Raw genomic sequence first — 23,308 nt, 5'->3', positions numbered from 1 at the left:
GTCTTGCTTAGACTCGTCGCGTGACCACCAGCCAGCTCGACCCTCTCCTCGGCCGTCTCGTCGACGGCCGGTACGAGGTGCGCTCGAGGATCGCCCGCGGCGGCATGGCGACGGTCTACCTCGCGCACGATCAGCGCCTCGAGCGCCGCGTGGCGATGAAGGTCATGCACGGCCACCTCTCCGACGACGCGACGTTCAAGAACCGCTTCGTCCAGGAGGCGCGCTCCGCCGCCCGTCTCGCCCACCCGAACGTGGTCAGCGTCTTCGACCAGGGCCAGGACTCGGACATGGCCTACCTGGTGATGGAGTACCTCCCCGGGATCACCCTGCGCGACCTGCTCAAGGAGCGCGGCCGGCTGACCGCCCAGCAGGTCGTCGACATCATGCACTCCGTTCTCTCGGGTCTCGCCGCCGCGCACCGCGCCGGGATCCTCCACCGCGACCTCAAGCCCGAGAACGTGCTCCTCGCCGACGACGGCCGGATCAAGATCGGCGACTTCGGCCTCGCGCGCGCCGCCTCCGCCAACACCGCCTCCGGTCAGGCCCTCCTCGGCACGATCGCCTACCTCTCCCCCGAGCTGGTCACGCGGGGCACCGCCGACACCCGCAGCGACATCTACGCCATCGGGATCATGATCTACGAGATGCTCACCGGAGAGCAGCCCTTCACGGGCGAGCAGCCGATGCAGATCGCGTACCAGCACGCGAACGACTCCGTCCCGTACCCCAGCGCGACGGTCGCCTCCGTCCCCACCTCGCTCGACGAGCTCGTCCTCTGGGCGACCGAGCGCGACCCGGACATGCGGCCCCGCGACGCCGGTGTCATGCTCGCGCAGCTGCTCGAGGCCGAGCGGCTCATGGGCATCACACCGAGCGACCGCCGCGGCGACACGCAGGCGGTCACCCCGCTCCCGGCGCCCGTCGCCGATCCGGCGCCCGCGACGGCCGTCTTCGATACGGCGGAGCCCGGGCAGACCTCGGTCTTCGACCCGGCGCCGGCCCCCGGAGCGGTGCTCGTGGTCGACGAGGACGACGACACCGTCGCCCGACTCGCGAGCAGGCGCCGCGTCCGACGGCGCCGCGGCGTCCTGCTCACGGTGGTCGTCCTCCTCCTGGCGCTCATCGGCGGCGGGACGGCCTGGTGGTTCGGCGAGGGACCCGGCGCGATCGTGTCGATCCCGGACGTCGTCAGCCAGTCGCAGCAGGACGCGACGGCCCAGCTGCAGGCGCAGGGCTTCGAGGTGCAGCCGCAGGAGACGCCCGACCTCACCGTGCCCGCGGGGACGGTGGTGAGCTCCGATCCGCCCGGCGGGCAGGGGGTGCACAAGGGCTCCGTCATCACCCTGACCGTCTCGAGCGGGCCGCGCCAGCTGCCGGTCCCGTCGCTCGCCGGCCTCTCGGAGGCCGACGCTGCCGCCGCGGTGACGGGCGGCTCCTTCACCGTCGGCGACGTCTCGAAGATCTTCGACGCCGACGTCGACGCGGGTGTGGTCGTCTCCGCCTCGCTGCCGGACGGATCGGCGCTGCCCGAGACGATGTCCGAGACCAGCACCATCGCGATGGTGGTGAGCCTCGGACCGATCCCGAACGTCGTCGGCCTCTCGATCGACGACGCGACGGCGAAGGCGGAGGCGGCCGGTCTCGCCCTCGACCGCAGCGGCGAGGACTGGAGCGACACCGTGGCCGCGGGCGTCGTTCTCACGCAGGCGAACCCGGAGGCGCCCGCCGTGACCGGCGACACCGTCTCGGTCGTCGTGTCGAAGGGGCCCGAGCCCGTCGCCGTGCCGAACGTCGTGGGGATGAACCGCGACGAGGCGAAGGCGGCCCTCGAGGCGGCGGACCTGTCGTGGAGCTACTCCCTGACGACGCTCGGCCCGCTGATCGACGCGGCGCCGAACGAGCTGACCAAGGTCACGAACCAGTCCAACAAGGCCGGCGATCTCGTGCAGCGCGGCACGACGATCCAGCTGTCGATCACCATCACGACCTGACGCCGCCGGTCGAGCCCTCAACGAGGACTCGACCGGCGGTCGGGGTCGGATCAGATCGCGCGGCCCCGGAGCTCCTCCGCCACGAGGAACGCGAGCTCGAGCGACTGCATGTGGTTGAGGCGCGGGTCGCAGACCGACTCGTACCGGGTGGCGAGCGTCGCCTCGTCGATGTGCTCCGAGCCGCCGAGGCACTCGGTGACGTCGTCGCCTGTGAGCTCGACGTGGATGCCGCCCGGGTGCGTCCCCGCGGCGCGGTGCGCCTCGAAGAAGCCCTTGACCTCGTCGACCACGTCGTCGAAGCGACGGGTCTTGTAGCCGGTCGGCGTCGTCAGCCCGTTGCCGTGCATCGGATCGGTCACCCACAGCGGCAGGGCGTCGCTCCGCTTGACGGCCTCGAGCAGCGGCGGGAGGGCGTCGCGGATCCTCCCGGCACCCATGCGGGTGATGAAGGTGAGGCGACCGGGCTCCCGCTCGGGGTCGAGCTTGTCGATCAGCTCGAGCATCGTCTCGGGCGTGGTCGACGGGCCGAGCTTCACGCCGATCGGGTTGCGCACCCGCGACAGGAAGTCGACGTGCGCGCCGTCGAGCTCGCGGGTGCGCTCGCCGATCCAGATGAAGTGGCTGGAGGTGTTGTACGGCGTGCCGGTCCGCGAGTCGATGCGCGTCATGGGGCGCTCGTAGTCCATCAGCAGGCCCTCGTGGCCGGTGTAGAACTCGGTGCGCTTCATGCCCTCGAAGTCGGCCCCGCACGCCACCATGAACTTGACCGCGCGGTCGATCTCGCGGGCCAGCTGCTCGTAGCGCTGGTTCTGCGGGTTCTCGGTGAAGCCCTTGTTCCAGTAGTGGACGAGGCGCAGGTCGGCGAATCCGCCCTGCGTGAAGGCGCGGATGAGGTTCAGCGTCGAGGCGGCGGTGTGGTAGCCCTGCACGATGCGGCGCGGGTCCGCGGCGCGCGACTCCGGGGTGAAGTCGTAGCCGTTGACGATGTCGCCGCGGTAGGCGGGCAGGGTCACGTCGCCGCGGGTCTCGAGGTCGCTCGAGCGCGGCTTCGCGAACTGGCCGGCCATCCGGCCCATCTTGATGACGGGCATGCTCGCGCCGTAGGTGAGGACGACGGCCATCTGCAGCACGGTCTTGACGCGGTTGCGGATCTGCTCCGCGGTCGCTCCGGCGAAGGTCTCGGCGCAGTCGCCGCCCTGCAGGAGGAACGCCTCGCCGCGGGCCGCGGCTCCGAGACGCTCGCGCAGCTGGTCCACCTCGCCGGCGAACACCAGCGGAGGGAGCGCGGCCACCTCGGCGGACGCCGCTCGAACGGCCTCCGCATCGGGCCACTGCGGCTGCTGCTTGATCTCGAGCTCGCGCCAATAGTCCAGGCCGGCGACCACGGAGGGGGCGGCGAGGACGTACGGTTCGTTCGGATCGATGACCACGAGGGTGTTCCCGGTTCTGACGGGCGCCAGCGGCGCGCGGAGGGCCGCCGTCCGGACGGACGGCAGCGGTTGACGAGCTTATCGCCTGGCAGGGCGCTCGGCCGGGAGGGGGCCCCGGCGTCGAGCGCGCGCTCAGCGGATGAGGGCCGCGCGCTTCTCCTTGACCGAGGTCGCGTAGACGTCGAGGTACTCCTGGCCGCTCAGGGCGAGGAGCTCGTACATGATCTCGTCGGTGATCGAGCGGAGGATGAACCGGTCGCCCTCCATGCCCTCGAAGCGGCTGAAGTCGAGCGGCTCCCCGAAGACGATGCCGATGCGGCCCAGCTTCGGCAGGCGCTTGCCGATGGGCATGATGCGCGCGGTGTCGATCATGGCGACCGGGATGACGGGCACGCGGGCCTCGAGGACCATGCGGGCGACTCCGGTGCGGCCGCGGTACATGCGACCGTCGGGGCTGCGCGTGCCCTCGGGATAGATGCCCAGGGCGTGGCCGCCCGCGAGGACGCGGAGCCCCGTGTTGAGCGAGGCCTCCGACGCCTTGCCACCGGAGCGGTCGATGGGCAGCATCCCCGTGGCGGTGAAGAACGTCCGCGTCGCCCAGCCCTTGAGGCCCTTGCCGGTGAAGTAGTCGCTCTTGGCGAGGAAGACCATGTTCCGCTCGATCACCAGCGGGAGGATCACGGAGTCGATGAAGGAGAGGTGGTTGCTCGCGAGGATCACGCCGCCGTTCTGCGGCACCTTGTCGGCGCCGACCACCCACGGCCGGAAGATCGTCTTCAGGAGCGGGCCCGCGACGATGTGCTTCATGAACCAGTAGAACATCGGGCTCCTCGGCGGTGCGGCGGATCGGGTGCGGCGGGTGCCGCTAGAGGGAGCTCGCGTGCAGGCGCGCCAGGTCGGCGGCCCCCACGACTCCGGCGTCGTTGACGAGCTCCGCGATGCGGAACTCGGGCTCGGGGTGGTAGCCCCGGGCGGGGAGGTTGTCGAGGTAGGCCTGGCGGATGGGGTCCAGCAGGAGGTCGCCCGCCTGCGCCACTCCGCCGCCGATGACGAACATCTGCGGGTCGAGGACGGCGCTCAGGCTGGCCGCCGCCTCGCCCAGCCAGTGGCCGAGCTGTCGCAGCGCCGCGAGGGCGCCGAGGTCGCCGGCGGTGATCAGCTCGGAGATGAGGTGGCCGTTCAGCTCGCCGCCGTTGCGGGCGCGGGCGTCGGCGATGCCCTGGCCGATCCCGCCCGCGTCGGCCAGCTCGCCGGCGAAGCGCTGGAGCGCGCGGCCCGAGCCGTACTGCTCGATGCAGCCGCGAGCGCCGCAGCCGCAGGGCAGGCCTCCGGGGACGACGCGCATGTGCCCGATCTCGGCCGCGGCGCCGAAGCCGCCGCGCAGGAGCCGGTCGTTGATGACGATCGCACCACCCACTCCGGTGCCGATGGTGAGCATCAGCATGTCGCTGACGAGGCGGCCCGAGCCGTAGCGGAACTCGGCCCAGCCGGCGGCGTTCGCATCGTTCTCGATGATGATCGGCAGGTCGATGCGGGCCGAGAGCTTCTCGCGGAAGGGCTCGTTGCGCCAGTTGATGTTCGGGGCGTAGTAGACGATCGACTGCGAGGCGTCGATGAAGCCGGCGGCGGCGACTCCGACCGCGGAGACGTCTCCCGGGAGCAGGCCGGAGCGCAGATGCTCGACCATCTCGACCACGACGTCGACGATCAGCTCGGGGTGCCCGGCGGGCGTGGGCCGACGGTCCTCGCGGAGGATCCCCCCGAACTCGTCGACCAGGGCTCCGGCGATCTTCGTGCCGCCGATGTCGATCCCGATCGCGTGCACGCGAACCGCCTTCCCGTCGCCACCGGCGCGGCAGCGTCGGCGGGCCGCCCTGAGCGGCGGCCAGGACGAGTGTAGTGACCGCGAGCGCTCCGATGCGGCTCAGCGGCGAGACCCGGCGACGCGTGTCGGCCCTCCTCGCGGAGCCACCGCTGGATCGTTACCCTGAACGGATCCACAGCTTGCGCCGCGCCGGTAGGGTGGAGACGACGTTCATTCAGGTACCGAAGGAGTTGCCGTGGACCAGTTCGATTCCCCCCTGGTGGTTCCGGCCGATCCCCAGGCCAACACGACCGCCCTCCTGCTGGACCGCGTCCGCGAGACGCCCGATCGCCCGCTCTTCGCGTTGCCCGACGGCGACGGCTGGCGCGATGTGACGGCGCAGGAGTTCCTCGACCAGGTCACGGCCCTCGCGAAGGGCTTCGTCGCCGTCGGCCTCGAGCCGGGCGAGAAGGTCGGGCTGATCTGCAAGACGCGCTACGAGTGGACGCTGATCGACTTCGCCGTCTGGTTCGCCGGCGGGGTCCTCGTCCCGGTGTACGAGACCTCCTCTCCCGCACAGGTGCAGTGGAACCTCGCCGACTCCGGCGCGCACGCCGTGATCGTCGAGACCCCCGAGCACTTCGCCCGCTTCGACGAGATCCGCGCCGACCTTCCCGAGGTCCGACTCGCCTGGCAGATCGGGCTGGGCGATCTGGACAAGCTCGTCGCGCGCGGCGTCGACGTGCCGGACGCCGAGATCGAGCGCCGCCGCTCGATGGCGACCGGCACCGACATCGCGACGATCATCTACACCTCCGGCTCCACCGGCCGCCCCAAGGGCTGCATCATCCGGCACTCGAACTTCGTCGAGCTCAGCCGCAACTCGGCGGTCGCGCTGACGGAGCTGATCCACCAGCCCGGCGCGTCGACGCTGCTGTTCATCACCACCGCGCACGTGTTCGCCCGCTTCATCGCGATCCTCTGCGTGCACGGCGGGGTGAAGGTGGGGCACCAGGCCGACACCAGGCAGCTGCTCCCCTCGCTCGCGTCCTTCAAGCCGACGTTCCTCCTGGCCGTGCCGCGCGTGTTCGAGAAGGTCTACAACTCCGCCGAGCAGAAGGCCGAGGCCGGGGGGAAGGGGAAGATCTTCCGCCGCGCGGCCGACGTCGCCGTCGCCCACTCGATGGCGCTCGAGGCGGGCTCGGTGCCGCTCGCGCTGAAGCTGCAGTTCCTCCTCTTCGACCGGCTCGTGTACTCGAAGCTGCGCACCGCCATGGGCGGGAACGTCCGCTTCGCCGTGTCCGGCTCGGCGCCGCTGGGAGACCGGCTCGGGCACTTCTTCCACAGCCTCGGCATCAAGATCCTCGAGGGCTACGGCCTCACGGAGACGACGGCGCCCGCCACGGTCAACCGCACCGAGCGTTTCAAGATCGGCTCGGTGGGCCCGGCGATGCCCGGCGTCTCGATCCGGATCGCGGGCGACGGCGAGATCCAGGTGCGCGGCATCGACGTCTTCGGCGGCTACTGGAACAACGAGGCGGCGACGGCCGAGTCGTTCGACGGCGAGTGGTTCCGCACGGGCGACCTCGGAACTCTGGACGAGGACGGGTACCTGCGCGTCACCGGGCGGAAGAAGGAGATCATCGTCACCGCCGGCGGCAAGAACGTCGCTCCGGCGGCGCTGGAGGATCCGATCCGCGCGAACCCGCTGGTCGGCCAGGTCGTCGTCGTCGGCGATCAGCGCCCGTTCATCGCCGCTCTGGTCACGCTCGACTCCGAGATGCTGCCGACCTGGCTCGCCAACAACGGGCAGGACAAGGGCCTCTCACTCGAGGACGCGGCCGTGAACCCGGTCGTTCTGGCCGAGGTGCAGCGGGCCGTCGATGCGGCGAACGAGCGCGTGTCCCGCGCCGAGTCGATCCGGAAGTTCGTGATCCTCCCGACCGAGTTCACGGAGGCGAGCGGTCACCTGACTCCGAAGATGAGCATCAAGCGCAACGTCATCCTCGCCGACTTCGCCGACACCATCGCCGCCGTCTACTCCGCCGCCCCCGCCACCGAGGGCATCTCCCTCCGCTGACCCCGCGCTCTCCCCGCGTCACCAGCAGGCCGTCCCGATCGCAGCCGCCTCCGGGACAGCGCGCCCAGCTCTATCCCGTCGGCGGAACGCCCGACGCTCTCCTCGACGCGCCCCTGTCGCGGTGCCGACCGCGCCGGGCCGGGCAGGGACCAGATCCCCTCAACACAGCCGTATCCGGGAAAGCGCGTCCCAGCGCTTTCCCGTCGGCGGAACGCACGACGCTCCCCCGAACGAGCCCACCTCGAAAAGCCGACCGCGCCGAGCCGGGCAAGGACCGGCCCCCCCTCGACACAGCCGTATCCGGGAAAGCGCGTCCCAGCGCTTTCCCGTCGGCGGAACGCACGACGCTCCATGGAACGCGCCCACCTCGAGCGGCCGACTGCGTGGAGCCGGGCAAGGACCGGCTCCCCACCAACACAGCCGTATCCGGGAAAGCGCGTCCCAGCGCTTTCCCGTCGGCGGAACGCGACACGCTCTACAGAGCGCTCCCACCTCGAAAAGCCGACCGCGCGGAGCCGGGCAGGGACCGGCTCCCCCTCGACACAGCCGTATCCGGGAAAGCGCGTCCCAGCGCTTTCCCGTCGGCGGAACGCGACACGCTCTACAGAGCGCTCCCACCTCGAAAAGCCGACCGCGCGGAGCCGGGCTGGGACCGGCTCCGAATCGAACTCAGAACCAGTCGGATTCCCGGACGGCCTTCATGGCGGCGCGGCGGTCGTCCTTGGAGAGGCGGTCGAGGTAGAGGCGTCCGTCGAGGTGGTCGCATTCGTGCTGGAGGGCCTGGGCCATGAGGCCGTCGCCTTCGAGGACGATCTCGTTGCCGTCGAGGTCGGTGCCGCGGACCTTCGCGTGCGGGTAGCGGATCGCGGGGTACCAGAGGTTCGGGACGGAGAGGCAGCCCTCGTCGACCGGTTGCGGGTCTCCGCTGAGCTCGATGATCTCGGGGTTCAGGATGTAGCCGATGACGCCGTCGACGTTGTAGCTGAAGGCGCGGAGGTTGACGCCGATCTGGGGGGCTGCGACGCCGGCGCGTCCGGGCGGGCGGACGCTGTCGACGAGGTCCTCGACGAGGCCGCGGACGCCGGCGTCGACCGTCTCGATGGTCGTGGACGGGGTCTTCAGCACCGGGTCCCCGAAGATGCGGATCTGGCGTTCGGTCATGTGGTGCGCTCCCTCAGGGCCTCCTCCGCGCTCAGGAGGGCGTTCTCGACGACTTCGCTCGCTGCGGGGTGCGGCCAGTACTGGCTGCGGGAGAGTCCGCGGATGCCGGTGCCGGCGCTGGCGGCCTGGACGAGCGGCTGAATGAGGATACTGGCCTGCGGCCCGATGATGTGCGCGCCGAGGAGGGCGCCGTCGAGTCCGACGACCAGGAGGCAGGCGCTGGAGTCGTCCTCGAGCGCCCAGCCGAAGGCGGTGGAGCCGTACTCCTGGGTGACGGTGACGACGTCCAGGCCCTGGTCCCGCGCTTCGGCCGCGGTGAGCCCGAAATGGGCGATCTGCGGGTGGGCGAAGATCGCGCCGGGCACCGGCGAGAGGGTGTCGGAGAGCAGCTCGCCCGGGTGCAGGAGGTTGTGCGCCACGAGGCGCGCCTCGTGGTTGGCGACGTGCTTGAGCTGCCAGCGGGACGACACGTCGCCGAGGGCGAAGAGGCCGGGCACGGGGCGTCCGCCGGAGAGGACGCGCTGCTCGGTGTCGACGCTGATCCGGCCGTCCTCGTGCAGATCGATCCCGACGGAGGCGGCGGCGACCGTGTCGCTGTTGGGGTCGCGGCCGAGCGCGACGAGCAGCAGGTCGGTCTCGACCGTCGTGCCGTCGCTGAGGGCGACGCGGAGCCCGTCAGGTCGGGCGTCGACGCTCTCGGCGCTCACTCCGGTGAGCACCGTGTACCGCTCGGCGGCGATCCCGGTGAACCGGCGCGAGACGTCCTCGTCGAGGGCGCGGAGGAGGCGGTCGCCGCGGACGGCGACGGTCACGGCCGTGCCGAAGGAGGAGAAGACGTGGGCGAACTCGACGGCCACCGCGCCGCCGCCGAGGATCAGCATCCGCTCGGGGAGCTCGTCGAGCCGCATGACGGAGGAGGAGTCCTGGATGCGGGGGTCCGGCTCGTACGCGGCCAGGAGCGGCCTGGGCCGCGAGCCGGCGGCCACGACCACCTGCGGCGCACTGATGCGGGCACCGCTGGCGCTGACGAGGACGTGCGGGCGGTCGCCGTCTCCGAGCGACTCGAAGCCGAAGCTCTCGCGGAGGACGGTCACGTTCGGGGAGCGCTGATCGCGGTACTCGAACCCGCCCTCGCTGATCGCGTCGATCCGGCCGAAGACCCGGTCGCGCACCTCGGCCCACTCGGGGCGGCGCAGGCGGGAGTGGACGCCGATCGGGCCGCCCTGGTCGACGTCGGTGATCACGTCAGCGACATGGACGAACATCTTGGTCGGGATGCAGCCGGCGTTGAGGCAGGTGCCGCCGAACCACTCCCCGTCGTCGAGGATCGCGACCCGCAGACCGTCGAACTCCGGACCGACGATCGAGTTGCCGGAGCCGGCCCCGATGACGATCAGGTCGAAGGAGTCGGTGGTCGCGTCGGGTCCGTCGGTGCGGTCCTGGAACGCGGCGGACGCCGCCTCGGGGCCCCGGGGCTCAGACACGTCGGACCGGCATGCCCTCGACCACGAGCGCGGCGAGCAGGCGTGCGGCGTCCTTCGTGCCCTCGCGCAGCTGCTCCCACTTCACCACGGATCCGGCGGCGAGCACCGGGTCGTAGGGGATGCGGACGATGTCGCGGACGCGGGAGCGGAAGTGCGACTCGATCTCCTCCAGCTTCACCAGGCTCGTGCCCTGCGTCGCCGTGTTGAGCGCGACGACCGCGTTGCGCACCAGGGCGCCGTAGCCGTTCGCGTCCAGCCAGGTGAGGGTCTCGGAGGCCAGGCGGGCCTCGTCGACGCTGCCGCCCGAGACGATCACCACCGTGTCGGCGCGCTGCAGCGTGGGCCGCATCACCGAGTGCACGATGCCCGTGCCGCAGTCGGTGAGCATGATCGAGTAGAAGCGCTCGACCAGGTCGGCGACCACGTTGTAGTCGTCCTCGTCGAAGGCCTCGGAGAGCTGCGGGTCGGTGTCGGAGGCGAGGACGTCGAGGCGGGTCTCGTCGCGGGAGACCATCGTCGAGAACTCGGTGAACCCGGTCACGCCGGCCGCGCGGTTCACGACGTCGCGGACGGTCGCCCGCGTCTGCTTGGGGACGCGCTCGGCCAGGGTGCCGCGGTCGGGGTTCGCGTCGACCGCGATGATGCGGTCCTCGCGCGCGTCGGCGAGGGCCATGCCCAGGAGCGTCGTGACCGTGGTCTTGCCGACGCCGCCCTTGCGGGTCATGACCGGGACGAAGCGGGTGCCGCCCTCGAACTGCCGGCCGATCCGCTCGTCCATCGCCTTCCACGCCTTCACCTTCGCGGAGTCGCCGAGGTTGACCGTGTGGAAGGTCAGGCCGTAGAGGAAGCGGTGCCAGCCGCCCGTGGGAGCGGGACGGGTCTTGCGGTTGACCTCCAGGAGCCTGTCCGGGGTGAGCATCGACGCCGACTCGGGGACGGCGGCGCTCGGCGGGGACGGGGCGGGAGCGGCGCTCGAGGACTCGGCGCGGAGGCGGTCGCGGCGCGTGGGGACGGCGGCGGGCTCCCCCGCGGACTCGGACGCCGCGGGCTTCTCGGCGGACTCCGCTCGGGCGGGGATCCCCGCCGAGACCGGTCCGTTCGCGCCGGACGGGTGAGCGGGAGCCGGTGAGGGGGTCGGAGCAGGACTCGGCTCCGGGGGCACGAGAGCGTGCGAGCGCGAGGGCGGCAGGCCGAGGCGGCCGACGTCGATCGCGTCCTCGTCCTCGACCGGAGCGGGGGCGGTGGAGCGGCGCCGCGGGCCGGGCGGGGTGATCCGCACGCCGTCGGGCAGGAGGGTCGGAGCGGTGTCGCTCGCTCGCGGGGAGTACTGACCCGATTCCCGAGCCGCGTCCATGGCGGTCCGCGGCGTGGGACCGGTGCCGGTGTCGGGCTGTTCGTCGTTGCGCTCATCCATGCGAACGAGCCTCCTTCCGCTCAGGACGAGTGTACCGGCGGGCCCGGATCGCGCCGGGCGGCTTGGTCGGAGCGCGCTCCGACTGCTAGTGCGGCCCGCTTCCGGAGGCGGCGCGGACGGCGCGTGCAGCGAACGGTTAGGTTCTGCCGCCCGGAGGAACGTAAAGTAGTCAGCCATGCATGTACTCAGCGTGAGCTCCCTCAAGGGCGGCGTCGGCAAGACCACGGTGACGCTCGGCCTTGCATCCGCGGCGTTCTCGAAGGGCCTGCGAACGCTGGTCGTCGACCTCGATCCCCAGTCCGACGTGTCGACCGGAATGGACATCAACGTCGCCGGCCACCTCAACATCGCCGACGTCCTGACGTCGCCGAAGGAGAAGATCGTCCGCTCGGCGATCGCCCCCTCCGGCTGGACCAAGGAGCACCACGGCACGATCGACGTGCTGATCGGCAGCCCCTCCGCGATCAACTTCGACGGGCCGCACCCCAGCATCCGCGACATCTGGAAGCTCGAGGAGGCCCTCGCGAGCGTCGAGGCCGACTACGACCTCGTGCTGATCGACTGCGCCCCCTCGCTCAACGCCCTGACCCGCACGGCCTGGGCCGCGAGCGACCGCGTCGCCGTCGTCACGGAGCCGGGCCTGTTCTCGGTGGCCGCCGCCGACCGGGCGCTCCGGGCGATCGAGGAGATCCGCCGCGGACTCAGCCCGCGCCTCCAGCCGCTGGGCATCATCGTCAACCGCGCCCGCGTCCAGTCGCTGGAGCACCAGTTCCGGATCAAGGAGCTGCGCGACATGTTCGGGCCGCTCGTCCTCAGCCCGCAGCTCCCGGAGCGCACCTCCCTCCAGCAGGCGCAGGGCGCGGCGAAGCCCGTCCACGTCTGGCCCGGGGAGAGCGCCCAGGAGATGGCGCACAACTTCGACCTGCTGCTCGACCGCGTCATCCGCACCGGACGCATCGGCGAGCAGGTCCCCGCCGCGACCTAGGGCCGGCGGGTCCGCCGGACTTCTCCGGCTCGAGGTCTCGGGACGCGGGCGATGCTCGGTGCTCGAGGAGTGCCAGGGACGGCGCCGGCGGACGCTCGGCGTCGGAGTTCAGCGCAGACTCTCGATGCGCGGGCGGAGCCCGCCACTCGATCAGCACGGTGAGACTCGGGTGGCACCCGTTGCTCGCACAGCACGGCTGCAGGCGGGTCCGCTCCTGATCGGCTGAGCGTGCGGAGGGGACCCGGGAGTCCCCGGGCCGCGGTCGACCTGCGAGGGGTTGGCGGTCAGCCGACGCGGCGGGAGGCGCGGCGCTGGGCGAGCTCGTCGCCAGGGTCGACCGACTGGTGGTCGAGCTCGACGAGGCTCGACTCGACCTCGCGGAGGACCTTGCCGACGGCGATGCCGAAGACGCCCTGGCCGCGGCTGAGCAGGTCGATGACCTCGTCGTTCGAGGTGCAGAGGTAGACGCTCGCGCCGTCGCTCATCAGGGTCGTCTGCGCGAGGTCGTCGACCCCGGACTCGCGGAGCTGGTTGACCGCCGTGCGGATCTGCTGGAGCGAGATCCCGGTGTCGAGCAGGCGCTTGACCAGCTTCAGCACGAGGATGTCGCGGAAGCCGTAGAGGCGCTGCGTTCCGGAGCCGGACGCGCCGCGCACGGTGGGCTCGACGAGCTCGGTCCGCGCCCAGTAGTCGAGCTGCCGGTAGGTGATTCCCGCGGCGCGCGCCGCGACGGCCCCGCGGTAGCCCGCGTCGGCGTCGAGCTCGGGCAGTCCGTCGGTGAACAGGACGAGGTCGCGCTGGCCGCTGACGTCGCGGCTGACTTCTCTCATCCCTGTGCCTCTCGGATCCGGACGCCGGATCCTCCGAACGCGCTCCCTACCGTACCGACCGGCGCAGGCCGAGTAAACGACATCGGCCTCGGCGCCGCGGCGTGTCGCACAGGCCGACCGGCGGCCGGCGGCGCGGCCCTCACGAGCGGGCGATCCGCGAGAGGGCACTGCGCACCATCGCCCCGCGGATCGTGCCCAGCTGGGTCGCGAGCCCCACCGCGTTCTCGGCAGCGCCGGCGGAGCCGGACGCCTCTCCGCGGCGGGCGCTGGAGGCGACGACGCTCTCGATGAGCGACATCTCGCGCTCGACGGCGACGCGGAGCGGTCGGAGATGGCGGGGCTCGATACCGGATCGGCCGAGGTCGACGAGCGCCTTGAGCGTCGTCACGGCCTCGTCCCCGAACACGTCGCCGCCCCGCACGAGCCCGGCGGCGATGGCCTCCTGGACGAGAGCGGGCGTGGCACCGGACTCGGCCGCGAGGCCCTCGCGGGTCAACCGCGTGGCGGGGCCGAGGAGCGAGGCGCTCGGACCCCCGACACCGGCCGGCAGGGCGGGCTCGCGTCCGGCGTCGATGTCGTCGAGGTATCCGCGGATGACCTTGAGGGGGAGGTAGTGGTCGCGCTGCAGAGCGAGGATCATCCGGAGCCGCTCGACGTCGGAGCCCGAGAACTTGCGGTAGCCGGAGTCGGTGCGGGCCGGCGAGACGAGCCCCTGCTCCTCGAGGAAGCGCAGCTTGGACGGGGTGACGTCCGGGAACTCACTGGTCAGCCTGGCCAGCACCTGCCCGATGCTCAGCAGAGCGGCGGAGCCGGTGGGGAGGGCGCGCGCGGAGGAGCGGCCCACGGCTCACGCGTCCGGAGCGGCGACGAGGTCGGCGCGGGACGCGTAGAAGGTGAGTCGGAACTTGCCGACCTGCACCTCGGAGCCGTCGGTGAGGATCGCGGACTCGATCCGGACCCCGTCGAAGTAGGTGCCGTTCAGGGAGCCGAGGTCGTGGACCTCGAACGCCGTGCCGCGGCGGACGAACTCGGCGTGCCGGCGCGAGACCGTGACGTCGTCGAGGAAGATGCCCGCGTCGGGGTGACGGCCGACCGTCGTGGAGTCGGTGTCGAGGAGGAAGCGGGCGCCGGTGTTCGGTCCGCGGCGCACGACCAGCAGCGCGGATCCCGAGGGCAGAGCCCCGACGGCCTCGGCCTCCTCGCGGGACGCGCGGTTGTCGAGAGCGGCGAGCTGGGCGCCGATGTCGTCGGTGAACGTCAGAGTCGTCTCCGTCGACGGCTCACCGGGAACGGAATTGTGCTGGGCGGATGATGCTCCACCGACGGGCTCGACCAAGACGTACCTCCTATCAGGTCAGCGTATCCGAATCGTGACCCTCGTCGGACCCCTGAGCACCTGTGCGGACCCCCAGGACGAGGTCCCGCGTCTGGACGGCGTAGACGATCCCGGCCCACCAGTAGAGGAACGCGCCCCACAGCGCGAAGGCCCAGGCGATGGGGAGCGAGGCGGGCGCGAGGTCCGGGAACGCCTGCCCCAGCATGATCAGCGGGAGCGCGTAGAAGAGGCAGAAGGTCGCGAATTTCCCCAGGTGGTGCACGGGAAGCGGTCCGTAGCCGTTGTTCGCCAGGACGACCGCCAGGACCACGAGCATCAGGTCGCGGGCGAGCAGCACGGCGACCAGCCACCAGGGCACCAGTCCGCGGGCCGCGAGGCCCAGCACGGTGGCGAAGATGTAGAGGCGGTCGGCGGCCGGATCGAGGACGCGGCCGAGGCGCGTCATCTGGTCGAAGCGGCGCGCGATCCAGCCGTCGAGGTAGTCGGTGAGGCTCGAGACGACGAGGGTCAGGAGCGCGAGCGCGTCCTCGCCGAGGACCACGAGCACGAGGAACACCGGCACCAGCGCGAGGCGCACCATGCTGAGGACGTTCGGGACCGTCCAGATCCGGTCCTCACCGGTGCGCGCCATGCGCCCAGCCTAGGCGGGGCGCACGGCGGCGTGGTCAGCGCTTGTCGCGCCAGACCCGCTCGAACGGCAGGCGCCAGGCGTGCGGCGCGATCAGCTGGTGGATGGCGTTCGGCCCCCAGGAGCCGGGCGCGTAGAGACGGACGGGCGGCGGATCCTGCAGGAGCGGCGCGGAGACCTCCCAGAGCCGCTCGATGCCCTCCGCGGTGGTGAACAGCGTGTGGTCTCCGCGCATCGCGTCGAGGATCAGGCGCTCGTAGGCCTCGAGCGCGTCGCCCGCGCGGTCGGTCTCCTGGAGCGCGAACTGCATGCTCAGCTTGTCGAGCCGCATGCCGGGACCGGGGCGCTTCCCGTAGAACGAGAGCGAGACCTTCGAGGCGTCCGCCAGGTCGAAGGTGAGGTGGTCCGGGCCGTGGGCACCGACTCCGGAGCCCTGCGGGAACATGCTCTTCGGGGGCTCGCGGAACGCGATCGAGATGATGCGCTGGCCCTCGGCCATCCGCTTGCCGGTGCGGAGGTAGAACGGCACTCCCGCCCAGCGCCAGTTGTCGATCTCGCACTTCAGCGCGACGAAGGTGTCGGTCTCGGAGTCGGCGGCGACGCCCGGCTCGTCGCGGTAGCCGATGTACTGGCCGCGCACCACGTTCTCGGGGTTCAGCGGACGCATCGAGCGGAAGACCTTGTTCTTCTCCTCGCTGATGGCCTGGGGCTCCAGCGCGGTCGGCGGCTCCATCGCCATGAACGCCAGCACCTGGAAGAGGTGGGTGACGACCATGTCCTTGTAGGCGCCGGTGGACTCGTAGAACTCGGCGCGGCGGTCGAGCGTGAGGCGCTCGGGGATGTCGATCTGGACGTGATCGATGAAGTTGCGGTTCCAGATCGGCTCGAAGAGGCCGTTGGCGAAGCGGAAGGCGAGGATGTTCTGCGCCGGCTCCTTGCCGAGGAAGTGGTCGATCCGGAAGATCTGCTCCTCGCTGAAGGTCTCGTGGAGCTCCGCGTTGAGGACGACCGCGCTCTCGAGGTCGACGCCGAACGGCTTCTCCATGATGATCCGCGAGCGCTCGACCAGCCCGGCCTCGGCGAGCATCCGCACGACGGAGAGAGCTGCCCTGGGCGGGACGCTGAGGTAGTGCAGCCGGCTCACGTCCGGGCCGAGGACCGCCTCGGCGTCGGTCACGGCGGCGGCCAGCGCGGCCGGACCGGCGGACTGCGGGACGTAGCGGAGCTTGGACGCGAACTCGTCCCACTGCGCCGGCGTCAGGGAGCGGCTCCCGAACTCGTCGTAGGCCAGCTTCGCGAAGGCGCGGAACGAGGCGTCGTCGTGCTCCTCGAGCGAGGTGCCGACGATCTGCAGGTCCGGTGCGAGGGAGGAGAGCGCGAGGTGGGCCATCCCCGGGATGAGCTTGCGCCGGGCCAGGTCGCCGACGGCGCCGAACAGCACGACGACATGGGGTGCCGCCTGCTCGGTCTGGACGGCGGGAGCGGGGGGTGCGGTTGTCACGGTCACCCCTCGATCATTCCAGTTCGGATCGTGACGCAGGCGTCATGTGCTCGATACGCACCGCCGCTAAGGTCTCTCCCGTGCCTCCGTTCTCCGACGCGTCCGCCGCGACCGCAGCACCCGCCTCCGCCACCGCCCCCTCCTCCGCCGACGGGACGACCGCGCCTCCGCTCGACGAGAGGATCCGCGCCGACGTCCACCTGCTGGGCGAGCTGCTCGGCCAGGTGCTCCGCGAGTCGGGCGAGCCCTCCCTCTACGAGGACGTGGAGCGCCTGCGCGCGCTCACGATCAGCGCCTACGACAGCGGCGACGCGGCCGGGACCGCGGAGGCGGAGGAGTTCGTCGCCTCGCTCACGCTCGAGCGCGCCGAGGAGGTCGCCCGGGCGTTCACCTGCTACTTCCACCTCGTCAACGTGGCGGAGGAGTTCCACCGCGTCCGCGTGCTGCGCCGGCGCGAGGCCGACGCCGGTGCGCAGTCGCCCGAGGACTCGATCCTCGCCTCGATGCGCCGGCTGACCGGGGAGCTCGGGGAGGACGAGGCGTTCGCGCGCCTGTCCCGACTGGAGTTCCGCCCCGTCCTCACGGCGCACCCGACCGAGGCGCGCCGCCGCGCGGTGGCCTCGACCATCCGCCGCATCAGCGACCTGCTCGAGCAGCGCGACGACCCGCGCATGGGCGGCGTCGTGCTGGTGGAGATCCGCCGCAAGCTGCTGGCCGAGGTCGACACGCTGTGGCGCACCGCTCCGCTGCGCGAGTCCAAGCCCACTCCCCTCGACGAGGTGCGCACCGCGATGAGCGTCTTCGACGAGTCGCTGTTCTCGGTGCTCCCCCGCGTCTACCGCCGCCTCGACGACGCCCTGCTCGGCGAGGGCTCGGGCACCCGGGCTCCGGTCGCACCGGCCTTCGTCCGCCTGGGCACCTGGATCGGCGGCGACCGCGACGGCAACCCCTTCGTCACCGCCGAGACGACCCTCGCTGCGGTCGACATCGCCTCCGAGCACGTCCTCATGGGTCTCGAGCGCGTCGCCCGCCGCGTGGGCCGCGCGCTGACCCTCGACGCGTCGACCACTCCCCCGTCGGCCGCCGTCGAGGCGCTCTGGGCCTCCTGCGTCGAGCGGGCTCCCGAGCTCGCCGCCGACATCGCCGAGCGCTCGCCCAACGAGGCGCACCGCCGCGTCCTGCTCTTCGCGGCCGAGCGCCTGGCCGCGACCCGGTCCGAGGGGCCGCTGGCCTACTCCGCCGCCGCCGAGCTGCTGGCCGAGCTGCGCACCCTCCAGGAGTCCCTGGTCGAGGCCGAGGACGTCCGCGCCGCCTACGGCGACCTCCAGGACTTCGTCTGGCAGCTCGAGACCTTCGGCTTCCACCTCGCCGAGATCGAGGTGCGCCAGCACTCGAAGGTGCACCGCGAGACGATCGCCGCGATCCGCGCCGGCGAGGAGCTCGACGAGCGCGGCCTCGAGGTCCTGTCGGTGTTCCGGGCGATCGCGAAGGTCCAGGAGCGCTTCGGCACCGACGCGGCGAGGCGGTACATCGTCTCCTTCACGCAGTCGGCCGACGACCTGCGGACGGTCTTCGAACTGGCCGAGGCGGCGACCGACGGCAAGCCGCCGATCATCGACGCGGTCCCGCTCTTCGAGACCTTCGCCGACCTCGACGCCTCGACCGACATCCTCGCCGAGATGATCCGCCTCCCCCAGGTGCAGGCGCGCCTCGCGGCCACCGGCAACCGGCTCGAGGTGATGCTCGGCTACTCCGACTCGTCGAAGGACGTCGGACCGGTCTCGGCGACGCTCGCGCTCTACGACGCGCAGGCGCGCATCGCGCAGTGGGCGGCCGACGAGGGCATCGTGCTCACGCTGTTCCACGGGCGCGGCGGAGCGCTCGGCCGCGGCGGCGGGCCGGCCAACCGGGCCGTCCTCGCGCAGCCGCCCGGATCGGTGGACGGCCGCTTCAAGCTGACGGAGCAGGGCGAGGTCATCTTCGCCCGCTACGGCAACCCGGACATCGCCACCCGGCACATCGAGCAGGTGGCGGGAGCGACGCTGCTCGCCTCCTCCCCCGCGGTCGGCGAGCGCAACGCGGGCGCCGCGGAGCGCTTCGCCGAGGTGGCGGCGACGATGGACCGCGAGTCGCGCCGCCGCTTCTTCGAGCTCGTGAAGGCCGACGGCTTCGCGCCGTGGTTCGCCCGGGTCACCCCGCAGGAGGAGGTGGGCCTGCTCGCCCTCGGCTCGCGTCCGGCCCGCCGCGGCCTCTCCGTCGAGTCGCTCGAGGACCTGCGAGCGATCCCGTGGGTCTTCGCCTGGACCCAGGCCCGCGTCAACCTGACCGGCTGGTTCGGGCTGGGCAGCGCGCTCGAGGCCGTCGGCGACCTCGACCTGCTCCGCGAGGCCTACGCCTCCTGGCCGCTGTTCACGACGATGGTCGACAACGTCGAGATGTCGCTCGCGAAGACCGACGAGGGCATCGCCCGCCGGTACCTCGCCCTCGACTCCCGCGACGACCTCGCCGGACTCGTGCTCGACGAGATGGCGCTCACCCGCCGGTGGGTGCTCTCGATCACCGGCGAGGAGAGCCTGCTCACGGGCCACCGCGTGCTCGGCCGTGCCGTGCGCCTGCGCACCCCGTACGTCAACGCGCTCTCGCTCCTGCAGCTGCGCGCACTGAAGGCGCTCCGCACCGACCCGGGCGGATCCGGGACGGAGCAGAACCAGCGGCTGCTCCTGCTCGCGGTCAACGGAGTCGCGGCGGGGCTGCAGAACACCGGCTGATCCCGGCTCGGAACGACGGAACCCCCGGCGGCCTCACGGCTGCCGGGGGTTCTCGTGCGTCTGCGGGCGCCTCCCGCCTGCGGAGCGGGTCGAGGCGCCGGGCGGATCAGGCCTGCGGGGCGGCGCCGGCCTCCTGAGCGGCCTTCGCCTCCTCGTACTGGCGGCGCACCTCGACCATGTCGAGGCCGCGGACCTGCTCGATCAGGTTGTCGAGCGCGGGGGCGGGCAGGGCGCCGGGCTGAGCCATCAGCGGGATGCCGTCGCGGTACACCACGAGGGTGGGGATGGAGGAGATGCCGTAGCTCGCGGCGAGCTGCTGCTGGTCCTCCGTGTCGACCTTCGCGAACGTGATGTCGGCGTTCTTCTCGCTCGTGGCCTCGAAGACCGGAGCGAACTGCTTGCACGGGCCGCACCAGTCGGCCCAGAAGTCGATGAGGACGATGCCGTCGGCGATCGTCTGGTCGTGGGAGTCGAGGGTCATCGCAGTCGTAGCCATGGGGGATGCAACCGGGTGCCCCCGCGGCCTATTCCCGGGCGGGATCGAGGAGGTCGAGCAGCGAGCGCGGACCGACCACGGCGGCCCCGAGCGCCTCGACGCGGGCGGCCAGTCCCCGGTCGGCCGTGACGACGACCGCGGTCTCGAGCGCGCCGACCAGCTCGACGATCGCGTCGTCGCCCGAGCCGTCGGCCGAGTGGACCGTGAGCCGCTCCGTGAGAGCGCCCGCCTCCGGGCGGGCGGCGCGCGCCGCTCCCTCGAGCACCACGGCGATGCGCGGCCAGACCGTGTCGGCGTCGATCCCCAGGAGACGGCCGGGGACGCCTGCCTCCGCGAGGCGGGCCAGGGTGGCGAGGAGGCGCTCCGTGGCGCCGGCGCGGTCGCGCCACCAGCCGTCGGGGCGTGAGCCGACCACGTTGGCGGCGTCCACGACGAGCACCGGGATCGAGGAGCCGAGCGCGCGCAGGCCCGGCCAGGCCGCTCCGAAGCCCGGGTGCAGCGGCAGGGAGTCGACCTCGTCGGGGGCGACCCAGCGCAGCTCGGTGCTCTCGGCGTCGCTGATGCGGGGAGTGAAGTGCTCGCGGGACTCGGCCAGGACGGTGGAGTAGCTCCACGGTCCGATCACGACGACGCTGGAGAGCACGGGCCGGATCAGGTCGGCGGGGACGCCCGCCTCCTCCTCCGACTCCCGGAGGGCCGCCTCGAAGGCCGTCTCCTCGGGGTGACGGGCGCCGCCGGGCAGCCCCCAGGTGTCCCCGAAGTGGCTCCAGCTGACGCGGTGCTGGAGCAGGACGCGTCCCGACGGATCGCGCAGGAGGAGGCCGGCGGCGCCGAAGCGCCCCCAGAAGCGGCGTCCGTCGCCGATCTCGACCCAGCCGTCGCCGAGCGACGCGTCGAAGGGGTGGCGCGGGAGCACGGCGTCCGCGCCGGGGTCCTCGCTGGTCATGCCCTCCAGCCTCCCACACCGCGCCCGCCGCACCCGACCCCGACGGGCTGGCAGAATCGGACGATGCGCCGCTCGAGACCCCTCCGCCTCGCGACGCTCGCCTGGCTCGCGCTGATCGCCCTGATCACGCTGACGCCCGCGCCCTACCCGGCCGGGGAGCCCAACGCGCTGATCCGCGGGATCATCGCGTTCCTCGCCTCCACGCCGCTCACCGGCTGGTTCGACTTCGACGTGGCGGAGTTCACCGCGAACGTGCTGCTCTTCGTGCCACTCGGTGCGCTGATCGCCGCGCAGCTGCCGGCGGGGCGCCGCCTGTGGGCCGCCGCCATCGGGCTCGCCGTGTCGGCGGCCGTCGAGACCGCGCAGCTGCTGTGGCTGCCGACCCGCGTCTCCGACGTGCAGGACCTCGTCTCGAACGGCAGCGGCTCCCTGATCGGCGCCCTGCTGACGATCGCGCTGCTCCGCTTCTCCCCCCGCCGCCGCTCCCGGAAGGACCGCACCGCCCATGCCCGCTGAGACCCTCGTCGTCCTCGACCGACCCTCCCTCGACGCCGAGGCCCACTCGCCGGGAGAACCCGCGCACCGCATCGATCCGAGCGGGCGCGGCGATCTGGACGTCACCGACCTCGGCTTCACCCGCGGCGACGGCGTGTTCGAGACGATCAACCTGGTCGACGGACGGCTGCAGGCGCTCGACGCGCACCTGGACCGCTTCGAGCGCTCGGCCCGGATGCTCGACCTGCCCCGGCCGGACCGGGCCGCCTGGCTCGAGGCGATCGGAGCGGCGGTGGCCGCGCACCCGCCCGTCGCCGAGGCGATGGTGAAGACGATCCTGACCCGCGGCGTCGAGGGCGGCGGGCGGCCCACCGGCGTCGTCTTCGTCCAGACCAGCCCGGACTTCGGCCCGGCCCGCCGCGACGGCGTGCGCGTGGTGCTCCTGGACCGCGGGCTGCGCTCGGACGTGCAGTCGACGTCCCCCTGGCTGCTCGCCGGCGCGAAGACGCTCTCGTACGCGGTGAACCGTGCGGCCGCGCGGGAGGCCGCCCGGCGCGGCGCCGACGACGCCCTGTTCGTGTCGAGCGACGGCTACCTGCTCGAGGGGCCGACCTCGAACCTCGTGCTGCTGACGGGCGGGGAGCTCGTGACTCCTCCGCCGAGCCTCGGGCTGCTGCCCGGCACCACGCAGGCCGACCTGTTCGCGCTCGCGCCGGGCCTCGGACTCGAGACGGCGGTGCGTCCGCTGCGCTCGGGCGATCTGGAGGCGGCGGACGCGGCGTGGCTGGTCTCGAGCGCGCGCAACGCCGCTCCCGTCCGCGCCGTCGACGGGACCGACCGCCGCGTCGACGCCGACCTCTCGGCCCGGATCAACGCCGCGCTGCTCGCCCGCTGAGACTCCGATCCTCCCCGTGGGACGCCCCGCGCCGAGCGCGGACGGCGTCCCGGAGGAGAGAGGGCTCAGGAGAGGCCGTCGACGTCCGCGGGGCCGCGGCTGATCAGTCCGCCGCGGACGTGCTCGACGGTGGGGTCGAGCTGGACCGGATCGCGCTCGTCCGCCGCCTCGTCGTTGATCACGGCGGAGACGATGCCGCGCCAGTCGGTGCCCTCGGCCACGGCCTCCTCGGAGCCGACGCGGCGCGTGACGAACACGGCCTCCGACTCCTCGCCCGCGTGCGAGATGACGGCGAGGACGCCGACGGTGCGACCGCCCGGGTGCTCGATCCGCCACTCCTCGTGCCCGGACGGGACGAGCGAGAACTCCAGGCCCGCGTGCGGGAATCCGGTGGGGCGCAGCTCGGACGGGGATCCGCTCTGCGGAGGCGCGCCGCGGGTGGGGACCCCGGTGCCCTCGCCGCTCGTCGTGCTCATGCCGACGTCGCCGCGGGTTCCGCCGGCTCCGGAGCTGTCGTTCGCCGCGACCATGCGGTCGTCGCCGCTCCGCAGCGCGTCGTCCGCTCCGGTGTAGATGCTGTCGTCTCGGTTCATGGGAACCTCCTTGTCGGCGGCCAGTGTAGGACCGCGGGGTGGGTGGCGAGCGGGCGCCGTTCGTAGACTGGGGGGATGCAGATCCCGGTGACCGGTGCCGTGCGGGTGGACGCGTGGCTCTGGGCGGTGCGCATCTACAAGACGCGCTCCGCCGCGACGACCGCGGCCCGGGCCGGCCACATCCGCGTCAACGGCGAGCGGGCCAAGGCGGCGCAGACCGTGCGGGTCGGCGACGAGGTCCGCGCCCGGATCGGCGGCTTCGACCGGGAGCTGATCGTCCGCGGACTCGTGGTCAAGCGGGTCGGTGCGCCGGTGGCCGCCGAGTGCATGGAGGACCGGACGCCCCCGCCGCCACCCCGGGAGTCCGCGCCGGGCGTGATCGTCCGTGACCGCGGAGCGGGCCGCCCGACGAAGCGCGACCGGCGCGACATCGAGCGGCTCCGCGGATTCTGACCGCGCGACCCGGCAGCG

Annotated in this window: 21 protein-coding genes; 7 read left to right on the top strand and 14 right to left on the bottom strand. The window is 72.3% G+C overall.

Annotation, left to right across the window (positions count from 1 at the left end):
- The first annotated feature begins 20 nt into the window (after window positions 1–20).
- The gene (gene pknB, locus GSU40_RS06855) at window positions 21–1,991 is read left to right on the top strand and encodes a Stk1 family PASTA domain-containing Ser/Thr kinase (protein WP_104222582.1); all 1,971 of its coding nucleotides are present in this window, start codon (window positions 21–23) and stop codon (window positions 1,989–1,991) included.
- Between the two features lie 50 nt (window positions 1,992–2,041).
- Here pknB and GSU40_RS06850 read toward each other — a convergent pair whose 3' ends face one another.
- From GSU40_RS06850 to GSU40_RS06840, 3 genes are all read right to left on the bottom strand, one after another.
- Window positions 2,042–3,376 carry a 3-deoxy-7-phosphoheptulonate synthase class II gene (locus tag GSU40_RS06850; RefSeq protein ID WP_104222617.1) on the bottom strand — a complete coding sequence of 445 codons (1,335 nt, stop codon included), beginning with the start codon at window positions 3,374–3,376 and terminating at the stop codon, window positions 2,042–2,044.
- A gap of 177 nt (window positions 3,377–3,553) precedes the next feature.
- On the bottom strand, window positions 3,554–4,243 hold the full coding sequence (locus GSU40_RS06845; protein WP_104255489.1) for a lysophospholipid acyltransferase family protein: 690 nt from the start codon (window positions 4,241–4,243) through the stop codon (window positions 3,554–3,556).
- Between the two features lie 43 nt (window positions 4,244–4,286).
- A complete protein-coding gene (locus GSU40_RS06840) occupies window positions 4,287–5,246 on the bottom strand; it encodes an ROK family glucokinase (RefSeq protein WP_104222580.1) in 960 nt (319 codons plus the stop codon).
- Between the two features lie 235 nt (window positions 5,247–5,481).
- Here GSU40_RS06840 and GSU40_RS06835 point away from each other — a divergent pair, with 235 nt between their 5' ends.
- Window positions 5,482–7,305, top strand: coding sequence for an AMP-dependent synthetase/ligase (locus tag GSU40_RS06835; protein ID WP_160034212.1), 1,824 nt, complete (start codon window positions 5,482–5,484; stop codon window positions 7,303–7,305).
- Between the two features lie 669 nt (window positions 7,306–7,974).
- Here GSU40_RS06835 and def read toward each other — a convergent pair.
- Genes def through GSU40_RS06820 form a run of 3 tightly spaced genes read right to left on the bottom strand, consistent with a single transcriptional unit; the run spans window position 7,975 to window position 11,364 of the window.
- Window positions 7,975–8,466 carry a peptide deformylase gene (gene def, locus GSU40_RS06830; protein ID WP_104250747.1) on the bottom strand — a complete coding sequence of 164 codons (492 nt, stop codon included), beginning with the start codon at window positions 8,464–8,466 and terminating at the stop codon, window positions 7,975–7,977.
- Window positions 8,463–9,950 carry a mycothione reductase gene (locus GSU40_RS06825; RefSeq protein WP_160034210.1) on the bottom strand — a complete coding sequence of 496 codons (1,488 nt, stop codon included), beginning with the start codon at window positions 9,948–9,950 and terminating at the stop codon, window positions 8,463–8,465. The genes def and GSU40_RS06825 overlap by 4 nt, the downstream gene beginning before the upstream one ends.
- Window positions 9,943–11,364: a MinD/ParA family protein gene (locus GSU40_RS06820; RefSeq protein ID WP_244229622.1), complete on the bottom strand. Its 1,422-nt coding sequence runs from the start codon at window positions 11,362–11,364 to the stop codon at window positions 9,943–9,945. The genes GSU40_RS06825 and GSU40_RS06820 overlap by 8 nt, the downstream gene beginning before the upstream one ends.
- Window positions 11,365–11,539: 175 nt before the next feature.
- Here GSU40_RS06820 and GSU40_RS06815 point away from each other — a divergent pair, with 175 nt between their 5' ends.
- Entirely contained in the window at window positions 11,540–12,349 is an 810-nt protein-coding gene (locus tag GSU40_RS06815) for a ParA family protein (protein ID WP_104222576.1), read from the top strand.
- Window positions 12,350–12,633: 284 nt separating this feature from the next.
- Here GSU40_RS06815 and GSU40_RS06810 read toward each other — a convergent pair whose 3' ends face one another.
- The 5 genes from GSU40_RS06810 to zwf all read right to left on the bottom strand — a co-directional run bounded on the left by GSU40_RS06810 (window position 12,634) and on the right by zwf (window position 16,644).
- Window positions 12,634–13,179: a MerR family transcriptional regulator gene (locus GSU40_RS06810; protein ID WP_104222575.1), complete on the bottom strand. Its 546-nt coding sequence runs from the start codon at window positions 13,177–13,179 to the stop codon at window positions 12,634–12,636.
- A gap of 139 nt (window positions 13,180–13,318) precedes the next feature.
- Window positions 13,319–14,023, bottom strand: coding sequence for a MerR family transcriptional regulator (locus GSU40_RS06805; protein WP_104222574.1), 705 nt, complete (start codon window positions 14,021–14,023; stop codon window positions 13,319–13,321).
- Between the two features lie 3 nt (window positions 14,024–14,026).
- Complete coding sequence (locus GSU40_RS06800; RefSeq protein WP_181027143.1) at window positions 14,027–14,440, bottom strand: FHA domain-containing protein; 414 nt, start codon at window positions 14,438–14,440, stop codon at window positions 14,027–14,029.
- 88 nt (window positions 14,441–14,528) lie between these two features.
- Window positions 14,529–15,146: a CDP-alcohol phosphatidyltransferase family protein gene (locus GSU40_RS06795; protein WP_160034208.1), complete on the bottom strand. Its 618-nt coding sequence runs from the start codon at window positions 15,144–15,146 to the stop codon at window positions 14,529–14,531.
- 34 nt (window positions 15,147–15,180) lie between these two features.
- Entirely contained in the window at window positions 15,181–16,644 is a 1,464-nt protein-coding gene (gene zwf / locus GSU40_RS06790; RefSeq protein ID WP_104225448.1) for a glucose-6-phosphate dehydrogenase, read from the bottom strand.
- A gap of 182 nt (window positions 16,645–16,826) precedes the next feature.
- Between zwf and GSU40_RS06785 the strand changes: the two genes are divergently transcribed.
- On the top strand, window positions 16,827–19,412 hold the full coding sequence (locus GSU40_RS06785; RefSeq protein ID WP_244229654.1) for a phosphoenolpyruvate carboxylase: 2,586 nt from the start codon (window positions 16,827–16,829) through the stop codon (window positions 19,410–19,412).
- A gap of 106 nt (window positions 19,413–19,518) precedes the next feature.
- On the opposite strand, the gene trxA is transcribed toward GSU40_RS06785, so the two are convergent.
- Both trxA and GSU40_RS06775 read right to left on the bottom strand, forming a co-directional pair.
- Window positions 19,519–19,908, bottom strand: coding sequence for a thioredoxin (trxA, locus tag GSU40_RS06780; protein ID WP_104225382.1), 390 nt, complete (start codon window positions 19,906–19,908; stop codon window positions 19,519–19,521).
- Window positions 19,909–19,936: 28 nt separating this feature from the next.
- Window positions 19,937–20,854 (bottom strand): NUDIX domain-containing protein, encoded by a 918-nt coding sequence (locus tag GSU40_RS06775; RefSeq protein WP_160034204.1) that lies wholly within the window; start codon window positions 20,852–20,854, stop codon window positions 19,937–19,939.
- A 63-nt stretch (window positions 20,855–20,917) separates the two neighbouring features.
- On the opposite strand from GSU40_RS06775, the gene GSU40_RS06770 reads away from it, so the two are divergent.
- Complete coding sequence (locus GSU40_RS06770; RefSeq protein WP_104225384.1) at window positions 20,918–21,370, top strand: VanZ family protein; 453 nt, start codon at window positions 20,918–20,920, stop codon at window positions 21,368–21,370.
- Window positions 21,360–22,244, top strand: a complete 885-nt coding sequence (locus GSU40_RS06765; RefSeq protein WP_160034202.1) for an aminotransferase class IV — start codon at window positions 21,360–21,362, stop codon at window positions 22,242–22,244. The genes GSU40_RS06770 and GSU40_RS06765 overlap by 11 nt, the downstream gene beginning before the upstream one ends.
- Window positions 22,245–22,309: 65 nt before the next feature.
- On the opposite strand, the gene GSU40_RS06760 is transcribed toward GSU40_RS06765, so the two are convergent.
- A complete protein-coding gene (locus GSU40_RS06760; RefSeq protein WP_104238684.1) occupies window positions 22,310–22,837 on the bottom strand; it encodes a hypothetical protein in 528 nt (175 codons plus the stop codon).
- A 75-nt stretch (window positions 22,838–22,912) separates the two neighbouring features.
- Here GSU40_RS06760 and GSU40_RS06755 point away from each other — a divergent pair, with 75 nt between their 5' ends.
- Window positions 22,913–23,290 (top strand): S4 domain-containing protein, encoded by a 378-nt coding sequence (locus tag GSU40_RS06755; protein ID WP_181027140.1) that lies wholly within the window; start codon window positions 22,913–22,915, stop codon window positions 23,288–23,290.
- The last annotated feature ends 18 nt before the right edge of the window (window positions 23,291–23,308 follow it).

This window comes from Rathayibacter sp. VKM Ac-2805 (assembly GCF_009834265.1).
In the GTDB taxonomy this organism is placed as follows: Bacteria; Actinomycetota; Actinomycetes; order Actinomycetales; family Microbacteriaceae; genus Rathayibacter.
This window is presented reverse-complemented; position numbering and strand designations above follow the sequence as displayed.